This is a genomic window from Streptomyces sp. NPDC050610 (assembly GCF_040654875.1).
Taxonomy (GTDB): Bacteria; Actinomycetota; Actinomycetes; order Streptomycetales; family Streptomycetaceae; genus Streptomyces.
The window spans coordinates 122,387-135,684 of the sequence record NZ_JBFAIV010000018.1 but is presented as its reverse complement, the minus strand read 5'-3'; the positions used below and the strand labels follow the sequence as shown (position 1 = coordinate 135,684).

Annotated in this window: 11 protein-coding genes; all 11 read left to right on the top strand. The window is 71.1% G+C overall.

Going from position 1 to position 13,298, the window contains the following annotated elements; translation table 11 throughout:
* Positions 1-44 precede the first annotated feature (44 nt).
* Complete coding sequence (lysA, locus tag AB0I22_RS22885) at positions 45-1,436, top strand: diaminopimelate decarboxylase (RefSeq protein WP_363132707.1); 1,392 nt, start codon at positions 45-47, stop codon at positions 1,434-1,436.
* 144 nt (positions 1,437-1,580) lie between these two features.
* Positions 1,581-2,873 carry a homoserine dehydrogenase gene (locus tag AB0I22_RS22880; protein WP_363132705.1) on the top strand — a complete coding sequence of 431 codons (1,293 nt, stop codon included), beginning with the start codon at positions 1,581-1,583 and terminating at the stop codon, positions 2,871-2,873.
* Positions 2,874-2,881: 8 nt separating this feature from the next.
* A complete protein-coding gene (thrC, locus tag AB0I22_RS22875; RefSeq protein ID WP_363132704.1) occupies positions 2,882-3,970 on the top strand; it encodes a threonine synthase in 1,089 nt (362 codons plus the stop codon).
* Positions 3,971-4,418: 448 nt separating this feature from the next.
* Positions 4,419-5,336 carry a homoserine kinase gene (gene thrB, locus AB0I22_RS22870; protein WP_363132703.1) on the top strand — a complete coding sequence of 306 codons (918 nt, stop codon included), beginning with the start codon at positions 4,419-4,421 and terminating at the stop codon, positions 5,334-5,336.
* A 372-nt stretch (positions 5,337-5,708) separates the two neighbouring features.
* Positions 5,709-7,862, top strand: coding sequence for a transcription termination factor Rho (rho, locus tag AB0I22_RS22865; protein ID WP_363132702.1), 2,154 nt, complete (start codon positions 5,709-5,711; stop codon positions 7,860-7,862).
* Positions 7,863-8,180: 318 nt separating this feature from the next.
* On the top strand, positions 8,181-9,293 hold the full coding sequence (locus AB0I22_RS22860; RefSeq protein ID WP_363132701.1) for an LCP family protein: 1,113 nt from the start codon (positions 8,181-8,183) through the stop codon (positions 9,291-9,293).
* A 219-nt stretch (positions 9,294-9,512) separates the two neighbouring features.
* A complete protein-coding gene (gene rpmE / locus AB0I22_RS22855) occupies positions 9,513-9,740 on the top strand; it encodes a 50S ribosomal protein L31 (protein ID WP_363132700.1) in 228 nt (75 codons plus the stop codon).
* 103 nt (positions 9,741-9,843) lie between these two features.
* Complete coding sequence (gene prfA, locus AB0I22_RS22850) at positions 9,844-10,923, top strand: peptide chain release factor 1 (RefSeq protein WP_363132699.1); 1,080 nt, start codon at positions 9,844-9,846, stop codon at positions 10,921-10,923.
* 89 nt (positions 10,924-11,012) lie between these two features.
* A complete protein-coding gene (gene prmC, locus AB0I22_RS22845; protein ID WP_363132698.1) occupies positions 11,013-11,894 on the top strand; it encodes a peptide chain release factor N(5)-glutamine methyltransferase in 882 nt (293 codons plus the stop codon).
* Between the two features lie 52 nt (positions 11,895-11,946).
* Positions 11,947-12,594 (top strand): L-threonylcarbamoyladenylate synthase, encoded by a 648-nt coding sequence (locus AB0I22_RS22840; RefSeq protein ID WP_363132697.1) that lies wholly within the window; start codon positions 11,947-11,949, stop codon positions 12,592-12,594.
* Positions 12,591-13,241, top strand: coding sequence for a protein-tyrosine-phosphatase (locus AB0I22_RS22835; protein ID WP_363132695.1), 651 nt, complete (start codon positions 12,591-12,593; stop codon positions 13,239-13,241). The genes AB0I22_RS22840 and AB0I22_RS22835 overlap by 4 nt, the downstream gene beginning before the upstream one ends.
* Positions 13,242-13,298 lie beyond the last annotated feature (57 nt).

Below are 13,298 nucleotides of genomic sequence, written 5' to 3'. Positions count from 1 at the left end.
CGCATCTCTGACCCCGCATCTCCCCGAGGGAAACTCCAGAAACCATGAGCCGTTCCGCCCACCCCGCCGGGCCCCGCCACGCCGATGTGCTCCCCGAAGGGCACTACACCGCTCCGGCCGCCGACCTCAACGCCCTCGATCCGCGGGTCTGGGCCCGTACGGTCGCGCGCGGCGCCGACGGCGTCGTCAGCGTCGGGGGGATCAGCGTCAAGGAGCTCGCCGAGGAGTTCGGCAGCCCCGCCTACATCCTCGACGAGGACGACTTCCGCGCCCGCTGCCGCGCCTGGCGGGAGGCGTTCGGCGCGGACGCCGACGTCTTCTACGCGGGCAAGGCGTTCCTCTCCCGCGCCGTCGTGCGCTGGCTGACCGAGGAGGGGCTGAACCTCGACGTCTGCTCCGGCGGCGAACTCGTCACCGCCCTCGCCGCCGGAATGCCCGCCGAACGCATCGCCCTGCACGGCAACAACAAGTCCGTGGACGAGATCACCCGGGCCGTCGAGGCCGGCGTCGGGCGGATCGTGCTCGACTCCTTCCAGGAGATCGTGCGCGTCGCGCACATCGCGGAGCGGCTCGGCAAGCGGCAGCGCGTGCAGATCCGGGTGACCGTCGGCGTCGAGGCGCACACCCACGAGTTCATCGCCACCGCGCACGAGGACCAGAAGTTCGGCATCGCGCTCGCCGGCGGGCAGGCCGCCGAGGCGGTGCGCCGGGTGCTCAGGCTGGACGGGCTGGAGCTCATCGGCATCCACTCGCACATCGGCTCGCAGATCTTCGACATGGCGGGCTTCGAGGTCTCCGCCCGCCGCGTCGTGCAGCTGCTCGCCGAGGTGCGCGACGAGCACGGCGTCGAGCTGCCCGAGATCGACCTCGGCGGCGGCCTCGGCATCGCCTACACCCCCGAGGACGACCCGCGGGAGCCGCACGAGATCGCCCAGGCGCTCGGCGACATCGTCGGCCGTGAGTGCGAGGCCGCCGGGCTGGCCGTGCCGCGGCTCTCCGTCGAGCCCGGCCGGGCCATTGTCGGCCCCACTGCTTTTACGCTGTATGAGGTCGGTACGGTCAAGGAACTGACCGGACTGCGCACCTATGTGTCCGTCGACGGCGGCATGTCCGACAACATTCGTACGGCCCTTTACGACGCCGACTACACCGTCGCGCTGGTCTCCCGCTCCTCCGATGCCGAGCCCATGCTCTCCCGCGTCGTCGGCAAGCACTGTGAATCCGGCGACATCGTCGTGCGCGACGCGTTCCTCCCCGCCGATCTCGCCCCCGGCGACCTCCTCGCGGTCCCCGCCACCGGCGCGTACTGCCGTTCCATGGCCAGCAACTACAACCACGCGCTGCGCCCGCCGGTCGTCGCCGTGAAGAATGGCGAGGCGCGCGTCATCGTCCGGCGGGAAACGGAAGAAGACCTTCTGCGGCTCGACGTCGGTTAGCCGGGATACGGAAGGCGGAGACGCCGGCCGGCCGCCGTGTCGGCCCGCGGAAAAAACAATCTCGGATACTGGACGGGGGACAGAATCCCCCGTCCGGTGAGTGAGACTGGTGTACCACCGAAGATGTATGAGAGACGAGGTCGGATGATGCGTACGCGTCCGCTGAAAGTGGCGCTGCTGGGCTGTGGTGTTGTCGGCTCAGAGGTGGCGCGCATCATGACGACGCACGCGGACGACCTCACGGCCCGCATCGGCGCCCCGGTCGAGCTCGCCGGGATCGCGGTCCGCCGCCCCGGCCGGGTGCGCGACGGCGTGCCCGCCGAGCTGATCACCACCGACGCCACCGCGCTCGTCAAGCGCGGCGACATCGACGTGGTCGTCGAGGTCATCGGCGGCATCGAGCCCGCCCGGACCCTGATCACCACCGCCTTCGAGCACGGCGCGAGCGTCGTCTCCGCCAACAAGGCGCTGCTCGCCGAGGACGGCGCCGCGCTGCACGCAGCCGCCGAGAAACAGAACGCCGACCTCTATTACGAGGCCGCCGTCGCCGGCGCGATCCCGCTGGTACGGCCGCTGCGCGAGTCGCTCGCGGGCGACAAGGTCAACCGGGTGCTGGGCATCGTCAACGGCACCACCAACTTCATCCTCGACCGGATGGACTCCAGCGGAGCCGGCTACTCCGAGGCGCTCGACGAGGCCACCGCCCTCGGCTACGCGGAGGCCGACCCGACCGCCGACGTCGAGGGCTTCGACGCCGCCGCGAAGGCCGCGATCCTGGCCGGAATCGCCTTCCATACGCGCGTACGCCTCGACGACGTGCACCGCGAGGGCCTCACCGAGGTCACCTCCGCCGACATCGCGTCCGCGAAGCGCATGGGCTGCACGGTCAAGCTCCTCGCCATCTGCGAGCGGGCCGCCGACGGCAAGTCGGTCACCGCCCGGGTGCACCCGGCGATGATCCCGCTGAGCCACCCGCTGGCCTCCGTGCGCGAGGCGTATAACGCCGTCTTCGTCGAGGCCGAGGCGGCCGGGCAGCTGATGTTCTACGGGCCCGGCGCCGGCGGCTCGCCGACCGCCTCCGCCGTCCTCGGCGACCTCGTCGTCGCCTGCCGCAACCGGCTGGCGAACACCACCGGACCGGGCGACTCCGCTTACACGCGGCTGCCTGTGAGCCCGATGGGCGACGTGGTCACGCGCTACCACATCAGCCTCGACGTCGCCGACAAGCCGGGCGTGCTCGCCCAGGTCGCCACGGTCTTCGCCGAGCACGACGTGTCGATCGACACGGTCCGCCAGCAGGGCAAGGACGGCGAGGCGTCGCTGGTCGTCGTCACCCACCGGGCGGCCGACGCCGCCCTGTCGGCGACGGTCGAGGCGCTGCGCAGGCTCGACACCGTGCGGGGTGTCGCGAGCATCATGCGGGTCGAAGGGGAGTAACGGAAGCAATGTCTGCAATCACCAGTCCGCGCGCGTCGGGCACCCACCAGTGGCGCGGCATCATCGAGGAGTACCGGGACCGGCTGCCGGTCCACGCGAACACCCCGGTCGTCTCGCTCCGCGAGGGCGGCACGCCGCTCGTGCCCGCCCAGGTGCTCTCCGAGCGCACCGGCTGCGAGGTGCACCTCAAGGTCGAGGGCGCGAACCCCACCGGGTCCTTCAAGGACCGCGGCATGACCATGGCCATCACGCGGGCCAAGGAGGAGGGCGCGAAGGCCGTCATCTGCGCCTCCACCGGCAACACCTCCGCGTCGGCCGCCGCCTACGCCGTACGGGCCGGCATGGTCTGCGCCGTGCTGGTGCCGCAGGGCAAGATCGCGCTCGGCAAGATGGGCCAGGCGCTGGTGCACGGCGCGCGCATCCTCCAGGTCGACGGCAACTTCGACGACTGCCTCACGCTGGCCCGCGCCCTCTCCGAGAACTACCCGGTGGCGCTGGTCAACTCGGTCAACCCGGCCCGTATCGAGGGGCAGAAGACCGCCGCGTTCGAGATCGTCGACGCGCTCGGCGACGCGCCCGATATCCACGTCCTGCCCGTCGGCAACGCGGGCAACATCACCGCGTACTGGCGCGGCTACCGCGAATACGCCGCCGACGCGGTGGCCTCGCGCACGCCCCGGATGTGGGGATTCCAGGCTTCCGGTTCCGCGCCGATCGTGCGCGGCGAGGTCGTCAAGGACCCGCACACCATCGCCACCGCCATTCGCATCGGCAATCCGGCCTCCTGGAACTTCGCGGAGCAGGCGCGCGACGAGTCGGGCGGCCTCATCGACGCGGTGACCGACCGACAGATCCTGGCCGCCTACCGGCTGTTGGCCTCGCAGGAGGGCGTGTTCGTCGAGCCCGCCTCCGCCGCCAGCGTCGCCGGGCTGCTGAGCGCCGCCGAGCAGGGCAAGGTCGACCCCGGCCAGCGCATCGTCTGCACGGTGACGGGCAACGGGCTCAAGGACCCGGACTGGGCGGTGGCCGGCGCGGGGCAGCCCGTGACGGTCCCGGTGGACGCGGACGCGGCGGCGCAGCGGCTCGGCCTGGCCTGACTCCTCCGGCTCGTACGGGGGCGGGACGGAGGCCAGAGGCCCTGGACCCGCCCCTAACCCGCCCCTCGTGCGGCGGCCCGGTCCGACTCCGGTTCGTACGAAGGGCGGGGCCGGCTCGTCCGGATTCCTGCTCGTACGGTGAGCGGGGCCGGCCCCGGAAATCTCCGAATGCGGGGCACAATCTGCCGTAACGTCAGCAATGGAGCACAGGGCGGCGTGCGACACGCATCGTGCGCCTCCTGTGCGCCCTATGTCGCCGCAGAACCTTCCTTCGATAGGCTGTACTCAATCCGCCCCGCCGCAGACCCCCGCCGCCGCTGTGCGTCATTGTGGTCGTGGCCCCTTGAGGGCGCTCGTACCTTCTCCGCCCCACATCGCCACTGAGTCACACCAGTCACACCCGACCCCCCAGTCACCGGACTGTCATACCAAGGAGAGTCATCGAGCGATGGCCGGTCCCGCCTTCCGCGCCGCCGCCGTCCGAGTGCGCGTCCCCGCGACCAGCGCCAATCTCGGTCCCGGCTTCGACGCCCTCGGCCTGTCCCTCGGGCTCTACGACGACGTCGTGGTCAGGGTGGCCGACTCCGGGCTGCACATCGACATCGCCGGCGAGGGCGCGGACACGCTCCCGCGCGACGAGGGCCATCTGCTCGTACGGGCCCTGCGCACGGCCTTCGAGCTGCTCGGCGGGCAGCCGCGCGGCCTGGAGGTGGTCTGCGCCAACCGCATCCCGCACGGCCGCGGACTCGGCTCCTCCTCCGCGGCGATCTGCGCCGGAATCACCGCCGCCAGGGCCGTGACCATAGGCGGAGCCGAGCGGCTGGACGACACGGCGCTGCTGGAGCTGGCCACCGAGATCGAAGGCCACCCGGACAACGTCGCCGCCTGCCTGCTCGGCGGTTTCACGCTGGCCTGGACGGAGTCCGGGGCCGCGCGGGCCGTCCGTATGCAGCCCTCGGATTCCATCGTTCCGGTGGTCTTCGTGCCCGCCAAGGCGGTGCTCACCGAGACGGCGCGCGGGCTGCTGCCGCGCACCGTCCCGCATGTGGACGCGGCGGCCAACGCGGGCCGCGCGGCGCTCCTGGTCGAGGCGCTGACCAGGCGCCCCGAGCTGCTGCTGGCGGCCACCGAGGACCGGCTCCACCAGGAGTACCGCGCTCCGGCGATGCCGGACAGCGTGGCCCTGGTCAACCGACTGCGCGCGGACGGCGTCCCAGCAGTCATCTCCGGCGCGGGCCCCACGGTGCTCGCGCTGACCGAGGACGGTGCGGCCGACAAGGTCGCACGGCTGGCGGGCGAGGGGTGGGCGGCCAACCGGCTGGCTCTCGACGCCCAAGGGGCGAGCGTTCTGCCGCTCGGCACCTGACGACACACGGTTGTGGGTCTTTGAGAGGGGGAATATTTGTTGGACCCGGTAGTGTTAACCTCAAGTCTGCACTCGACGCCATACCGGCGCGGTGCTCTGTGTCCCGATCAGGGACCGCCTTTCTTCCGGGAGCCTCCCCAACTGCCTGAGCAGCCTGCCTGAGCAGTTTCGAGCACGCTCCGGAATCGGCGTGAGCGACATGGGTGATGCGTCACTTCTGATCTCCTTCACGCCGGAACCATGAATTGATCTTTCCGCCGTACCGGCGGACCACCGCCCCGGCCCGGTCCGCAAGCCAAGGACCGCAGCCGGACAGCACAACCGGTCGCCGAGCCAGACAGGCCGACGCCCGCTCCAGGGAAGGACCCCTTCGTGAGCGACACCACCGATCTGATGGGCGTGACCGCCGACGGTTCCGTCGGCAATGCCTCCGCGCCCGCCACGGACGCTCCCGCCGCGCCTGCCACCGGTGCTGCCCCTGCCAGTGCCTCCCGGCGGCGCCGTTCGGGCACGGGCCTCGACGCCATGGTCCTGGCGGAGCTCCAGCAGCTCGCCTCCAGCCTCGGCATCAAGGGCACCGCGCGGATGCGCAAAGGCCAGTTGATCGAGGTCATCAAGGAGAAGCAGGGCCAAGGCTCCGGCTCCGACAAGCCCGCCGAGGCCCCGGCCGCCGAGACCAAGCCGAAGCGCCGTACGACCTCCAAGGCCCGTACGGGCGAGAGCGAGGCCGCCGCCGGGACCGGCAAGGCCCCCAAGGCCGAGAAGGCGGACAAGGCAGAGAAGACCGACAAGGCCGCCAAGAGCGCGCCCTCCGCCGAGAAGGCCGCGGCCCAGCAGCAGATCGAGATCCCCGGCCAGCCGAACAGCGACGAGCAGCCGGCCGGTGAGCGCCGCCGCCGTCGCGCCACCGCCCCGTCGGGCAGCCCCGAGGGCGCCGAGACCAAGGCCGAGGCGAAGGCGGACGTCAAGGTCGAGGAGAAGACCGACATCAAGACCGACACCAAGGCCGAGGCCGCCACGTCGGCGTCCGCTCAGGACACCGCCGAGGGCCGGTCCGGCAAGGCCGGCGGCGACCGTCAGGACCGCGGCCAGAAGAACGACCGCCGGGACCGCGGGGACCGCCAGGACCGCGGCAACCAGCAGGACCGCGGCAACCAGCGCGACCGTCAGGACCGCGGCGACCGCCGGGGCAACAAGAACGACGACGGTGGCGGCGGCCAGCAGGGCGGCAACCGCCAGCAGCGCGACAACCGCGACAACCGCGGTGGCGGCGGCCAGCAGGACGACGACGATTTCGAGGGCGGCCGCCGCGGCCGGCGCGGCCGCTACCGCGACCGGCGCGGGCGGCGCGGCCGTGACGACTTCGGCAACGAGCCGCAGGTCTCCGACGACGATGTGCTGATCCCCGTCGCGGGCATCCTCGACATCCTCGACAACTACGCGTTCATCCGGACCTCCGGCTACCTGCCCGGCCCCAACGACGTGTACGTCTCCCTCGCCCAGGTCCGCAAGAACGGCCTGCGCAAGGGCGACCACGTCACCGGCGCCGTGCGGCAGCCCAAGGACGGCGAGCGCCGCGAGAAGTTCAACGCGCTCGTCCGCCTCGACTCGGCCAACGGCATGGCGGCCGAATCCGGGCGCGGGCGGCCGGAGTTCGGCAAGCTCACCCCGCTGTACCCGCAGGACCGGCTGCGCCTGGAGACCGACCCGGGCGTGCTGACGACCCGGATCATCGACCTGGTCGCACCGATCGGCAAGGGCCAGCGTGGGCTGATCGTGGCGCCGCCGAAGACCGGCAAGACCATGATCCTTCAGGCGATCGCCAACGCCATCACGGTCAACAGCCCCGAGTGCCACCTGATGGTCGTCCTGGTCGACGAGCGTCCGGAAGAGGTCACCGACATGCAGCGGTCGGTCAAGGGCGAGGTCATCTCCTCGACCTTCGACCGCCCGGCCGAGGACCACACCACCGTCGCCGAGCTGGCCATCGAGCGCGCCAAGCGCCTCGTCGAGCTGGGTCACGACGTGGTCGTCCTGCTGGACTCCATCACCCGCCTGGGACGCGCGTACAACCTCGCCGCCCCCGCCTCCGGACGCATCCTCTCCGGCGGTGTCGACTCGACCGCGCTCTACCCGCCGAAGAAGTTCTTCGGCGCCGCGCGCAACATCGAGGACGGCGGCTCGCTGACCATCCTGGCCACCGCGCTGGTCGACACCGGCTCGCGGATGGACGAGGTGATCTTCGAGGAGTTCAAGGGCACCGGCAACATGGAGCTCAAGCTCGACCGGAAGCTCTCCGACAAGCGCATCTTCCCGGCGGTGGACGTGGACGCGTCCAGCACCCGCAAGGAGGAGATCCTGCTCAACTCGGAGGAGCTCGCCATCGTCTGGAAGCTCCGCCGGGTGCTGCACGCGCTCGACTCGCAGCAGGCCATCGAGCTGCTGCTGGACAAGATGAAGCAGACGAAGTCGAATGCCGAGTTCCTGATGCAGATCGCCAAGACGACGCCGAACGGCAACGACTGATCCCGTATCGGTCCGCCTCCCGCGTTTATCCAGCAGGCCCCCGTCACAACCGTGGCGGGGGCCTGCCGGCTTGAGATCTACAACACAGGAAACACCGGCACCGCTACTCGGAACGGGCTCCGGGATTCCGCTTGAAATCGCAGGTCGGGAGCGCGGGGGAGTATCCGCCGAAGGGCCGGGACAAACGCTTTCTAAGAAAGTCCTTAAAGCTCCCTGTGCAACCCTGACGCTTGCCTCGGCGTCTGACAGACGACCGAGAAACCGCGCCTGACCAATACGGCAGGGGGTACCCGAGCACAGCGGAGGATTGAGGAGCGGATGGCACAGGAGAGCAAGAGCGGGCAGGCCGCGGGACACCGCCGGCGCGCTCGCGGCCGCCGCCGCAAGGCGCGCAGCCCGCGCCGCAAGGCGCTGCTGATCACCGCCTGGATAGCCGCCGGCCTGGTGCTGCTGGGCGGTGGCGGTCTTGGCTTTCTCTACTTCAAGTTCAATGGGAATCTGACCGGCGTCGACATCAACGCCGCACTCGGCACGCACCGCCCCAAGGACGTCGACAACGGCTCGCAGGACATCCTCGTGCTCGGCTCCGACTCACGGGCCGGGGCGAATGGCAAATTCGGCAAGGACGAGGGCAGCGCCCGCTCCGACACCGCCATGATCGTGCATGTCTATAAGGGCCATAAGACGGCCAGCGTCGTCTCCATACCCCGCGACACCCTCGTCTCCCGGCCGGAATGCACGGCCCCGGACGGCAAGACCACGCCGCCCGTCAAGAGCGCCATGTTCAACGACTCCTACTCGGTCGGCGGACCGGCCTGCGCGGTCAAGACCGTCGAGGCCATGACCGGCATCCGCATGGACCACTACCTGGAGGTCGACTTCGCCGGCTTCCAGAAGCTCATCGACGAGCTGGGCGGCGTCAAGATCACCACTACCAAGCCGATACACGACGAGGACAGCCACCTCGACCTCACGGCGGGCACCCACACGCTCCGCGGCGAGCAGGCGCTCGGACTGGTGCGCACCCGGCACGGCGTCGGCGACGGCAGCGACCTCGGCCGGATCAAGCTCCAGCAGGCGTTCATCAAGGCGCTGCTCGACCAGATGAAGTCGATCGGCCTGTTCACCAGCCCCGGCAAGCTGTACGGGGTCGCGGACACCGCCACCTCGGCGCTCACCACCGACTCCGACCTGGCCTCCGTCGACAAGCTGCTGGGCTTCGCGAAGGGCCTGAAGTCCATAGGCTCCGGCGATATGCGGATGGTGACGCTGCCGGTCGCCTACGACGCCAACGACCCGAACCGGGTGGTGCCGATGGACTCCAAGGCGAGCAAGATCTGGCAGGCGCTCCACGCCGACCAGCCGATCCCCGACGACGCCGTCAAGGGCTCCGCGGGCGACAAGACCGGCGCCGACGACGTGGTCAAGTGACGGACGGGCGTACGGGCCGCGGAGGCCCGTACGCCCCGCGGTCCCGCGGCGGTGAGCGCGCGCCTCGTTCGCGGCCCGGCGGGGGCCTGGGAATATCCGGCCCCGCCCCCCGGTTTTGGGGTATGCGGGCAGTACTGGCAAACTGGTCCGCTGGTCCCGGTTCACGTAAGGCAATCCCGCCTCTACGACCCGGCGCCCTCCCGAACTTAGGAGCACCCCTTGAAGCGCGACATCCACCCGGAGTACATCGAGACCCAGGTCAGCTGCACCTGCGGCGCCTCCTTCACCACTCGTAGCAGCGCGGTCACGGGCGGCAACATCCGTGCCGACATCTGCTCCGAATGCCACCCGTTCTACACGGGCAAGCAGAAGATCCTCGACACTGGTGGCCGTGTGGCGCGGTTCGAGGCCCGCTTCGGCAAGAACGCCGGGTCCGCCAAGAAGTAGCGACCCGCAGGCGCCGGTCCTCGGTCGCCTCTCGACTTCGAGGGGTGACCGGACCGGCGCTTTGTCGTCCAGCAGGCCCGTCACCTCCAGCTAGGGAATCTTGATGTTCGAGGCAGTCGAGGAACTGATCGGCGAACACGCCGACCTCGAAAAGCGGCTCGCCGACCCCGCCGTCCACGCGGACCAGGCCAACGCCCGCAAGCTCAACAAGCGCTACGCCGAGCTGACCCCGATCATCGGCGCCTACCGCTCCTGGAAGCGGACCGGCGACGACATCGAGACCGCCCGCGAGCTGGCCCAGGACGACCCTGACTTCGCCGCCGAGGTCAAGGACCTGGAGCGGCAGCGCGAGGAGCTGACCGAGCGGCTGCGGCTGCTGCTGGTGCCGCGCGACCCCAGCGACGACAAGGACGTGATCCTTGAGGTCAAGGCCGGCGAGGGCGGCGAGGAGTCCGCGCTGTTCGCCGGCGACCTGCTGCGGATGTACCTGCGCTACGCCGAGCGCGTCGGCTGGAAGACCGAGATCCTGGAGGCCAACGAGTCCGATCTCGGCGGCTACAAGGACGTACAGGTGGCCGTGAAGACCAAGGGCGGGGGCGGCGCCACCGAGCCCGGCCAGGGCGTCTGGGCGCGCCTGAAGTACGAGGGCGGGGTGCACCGCGTGCAGCGGGTGCCCGCCACCGAGTCGCAGGGCCGCATCCACACCTCCGCCGCGGGCGTGCTCGTCACCCCGGAGGCCGAGGAGGTCGAGGTCGAGATCGGCCCCAACGACCTGCGCATCGACGTCTACCGCTCCTCCGGCCCCGGCGGCCAGTCCGTCAACACCACCGACTCCGCCGTGCGCATCACGCACCTGCCCACCGGCATCGTGGTCTCCTGCCAGAACGAGAAGAGCCAGCTCCAGAACAAGGAGCAGGCGCTGCGCATCCTGCGCTCGCGGCTGCTGGCCGCGGCCCAGGAGGAGGCCGAGCGCGAGGCGTCCGACGCGCGGCGCAGCCAGGTCCGTACGGTGGACCGGTCCGAGCGCATCCGGACGTACAACTTCCCGGAAAACCGCATCTCCGACCACCGGGTCGGTTTCAAGGCGTACAACTTGGATCAGGTCCTCGACGGCGAGCTGGACCCGGTGATCCAGGCGTGCGTCGACGCCGACTCGGCGGCCAAGCTGGCGGCCGCCCAGTAAGCTCCGCGGACCCGGCGGGCCCGCCCGCCCGCGGGTCCCGGCCAGTCCAGTCCCAACGTTCTCGCAAGTTCGCAAGCCGGAGGAACAGCGTGCAGCAATCTGCCGGGGGGCGACCCCCGCACCCCCGATCCGTGCTGCTCGCCGAGGTGGCCCAGGCGACCCAGCGACTGGCCGACGCGGGCGTCCCCTCGCCCCGCTTCGACGCCGAGGAGCTGGCCGCGTACGTGCACGGCGTCAAACGCGGCGAGCTGCACAACGTCGCCGACGCCGAGTTCGACGCCCGCTACTGGGAGGCCGTCGCCCGCCGCGAGGCCCGCGAACCGCTCCAGCACATCACCGGCCGCGTCTTCTTCCGCTACCTCGAACTCCAGGTCGGGCCGGGGGTGTTCGTGCCCCGCCCGGAGACCGAGTCGGTCGTCGGCTGGGCCATAGACGCCGTACGCGCCATGGACGTCGTCGAGCCGCTCATCGTCGACCTATGCACCGGCTCCGGCGCCATCGCCCTCGCCCTCGCCCAGGAGGTGCCGCGCTCGCGCGTGCACGCCGTCGAGCTCGACGAGGGCGCCCTGACATGGGCCCGCAAGAACGTCGAGGGGTCCCGCGTCGTTCTCCACCACGGGAACGCGCTGACCGCGCTGCCCGAGCTCGACGGCCAGGTGGACCTGCTCGTCAGCAACCCGCCGTACATCCCGCTGACCGAGTGGGAGTACGTCGCACCGGAGGCCCGCGACCACGACCCCGAGCTCGCGCTGTTCTCCGGCGAGGACGGCCTGGACACCATCCGGGGCATCGAGCGCACCGCCCACCGGCTGCTGCGCCCCGGCGGCGTCGTGGTGATCGAGCACGCCGACACCCAGGGCGGCCAGGTGCCGTGGATCTTCACCGAGGAGCGGGGCTGGGCGGACGCCGCCGACCACCCCGACCTCAACAACCGCCCGCGGTTCGCGACGGCCCGCAGGGCGACGCCGTGACCGCGACACCCCGCACGCTCGACCCCAGTGACCGCTTCGCGAAGGAGATGTGATGGCACGGCGATACGACTGCAGCGACGCGACCGACCGCAAGACCGGCCTGCGCGAGGCGACAGCGGCGGTCCGCCGCGGCGAACTGGTCGTGCTGCCCACCGACACCGTCTACGGCGTCGGCGCGGACGCCTTCAGCGCCGAGGCCGTCGGCGACCTCCTGGAGGCCAAGGGACGCGGCCGGACCATGCCCTCGCCCGTGCTCGTCGGCTCGCCGAACACCCTGCACGGGCTCGTCACCGACTTCTCCGAACAGGCATGGGAGCTCGTCGACGCGTTCTGGCCCGGCGCGCTCACCATCGTCGCCAACCACCAGCCGTCGCTGACCTGGGACCTGGGGGAGACCCGCGGCACCGTGGCGGTCCGGATGCCGCTGCACCCGGTCGCCATCGAGCTGCTCACCGAATTCGGCCCGATGGCCGTCTCCAGCGCCAACCTGACCGGCCACCCCTCCCCGCAGGACTGCGACGCGGCCCAGGAGATGCTCGGCGACTCCATCTCCGTCTACCTCGACGGCGGGCCCACCCCGGCCGCCGTGCCGTCCTCCATCGTCGATGTCACCCGCGGCACGCCGGTGCTGCTGCGGGCGGGCGCACTCAGCGCCGAGCAGCTGCGCGAGGTCGTACCCGATCTTGAGGTGGCCAATTGATCGCCCCGCAGGGGCGTGGCATAGCGGGACCGGACCTCACCGTCGACACCTTCCGCATCCTCCACGTCAGCACCGGCAACGTCTGCCGCTCGCCCATCACCGAGCGGCTGACCCGCTATGCCCTCACCCACCGCCTCGGCGACCCCTTCGCCGGCGGCCTCGTCGTGGAGAGCGCCGGCACCTGGGGCCACGAGGGCGCGCCCATGGAGGCGCACGCCGCGACGGTGCTCGCCGACTTCGGCGCCGACCCGGACGGCTTCATCGGCCGCGAGCTCCTCGACGAGCACGTCATCCGCGCCGACCTGGTGCTGACCGCCACCCGCGACCACCGCGCCCAGGTCATCTCGATGGGGCACTCGGCGGGGCTGCGCACGTTCACGCTCAAGGAGTTCACCCGGCTCGTACGGGCCATAGACCCGGCCACGCTGCCCGACCCCGTGCACGGCGGCGTCGTCGGGCGCGCCCGGGCACTGGTGCAGGCCGCCGCCGCGCTGCGCGGCTGGCTGCTCGCCCCGAACGCCGAGGCCGACGAGGTCCACGACCCGTACGGCGCCCCCATCACCTTCTTCCGCTCCATCGGCGACGAGATCAACCAGGCCCTGGACCCGGTCGTCACCGCGCTCACCGGAGTCCCCACCCGGACCTGACCGGCTGCGGGCGCCGGGGAGCGGGCCTACATTGGGGTGCACCACCCCTCAAGGTCC

Coding starts and splice junctions, on each gene's coding strand:
- AB0I22_RS22840 (WP_363132697.1), top strand. CDS start 11,947: ATGGCACGGCGATACGACTGCAGCGACGCGACCGACCGCAAGACCGGC.
- thrC (WP_363132704.1), top strand. CDS start 2,882: ATGTCTGCAATCACCAGTCCGCGCGCGTCGGGCACCCACCAGTGGCGC.
- AB0I22_RS22860 (WP_363132701.1), top strand. CDS start 8,181: ATGGCACAGGAGAGCAAGAGCGGGCAGGCCGCGGGACACCGCCGGCGC.
- prfA (WP_363132699.1), top strand. CDS start 9,844: ATGTTCGAGGCAGTCGAGGAACTGATCGGCGAACACGCCGACCTCGAA.
- thrB (WP_363132703.1), top strand. CDS start 4,419: ATGGCCGGTCCCGCCTTCCGCGCCGCCGCCGTCCGAGTGCGCGTCCCC.
- lysA (WP_363132707.1), top strand. CDS start 45: ATGAGCCGTTCCGCCCACCCCGCCGGGCCCCGCCACGCCGATGTGCTC.
- AB0I22_RS22880 (WP_363132705.1), top strand. CDS start 1,581: ATGATGCGTACGCGTCCGCTGAAAGTGGCGCTGCTGGGCTGTGGTGTT.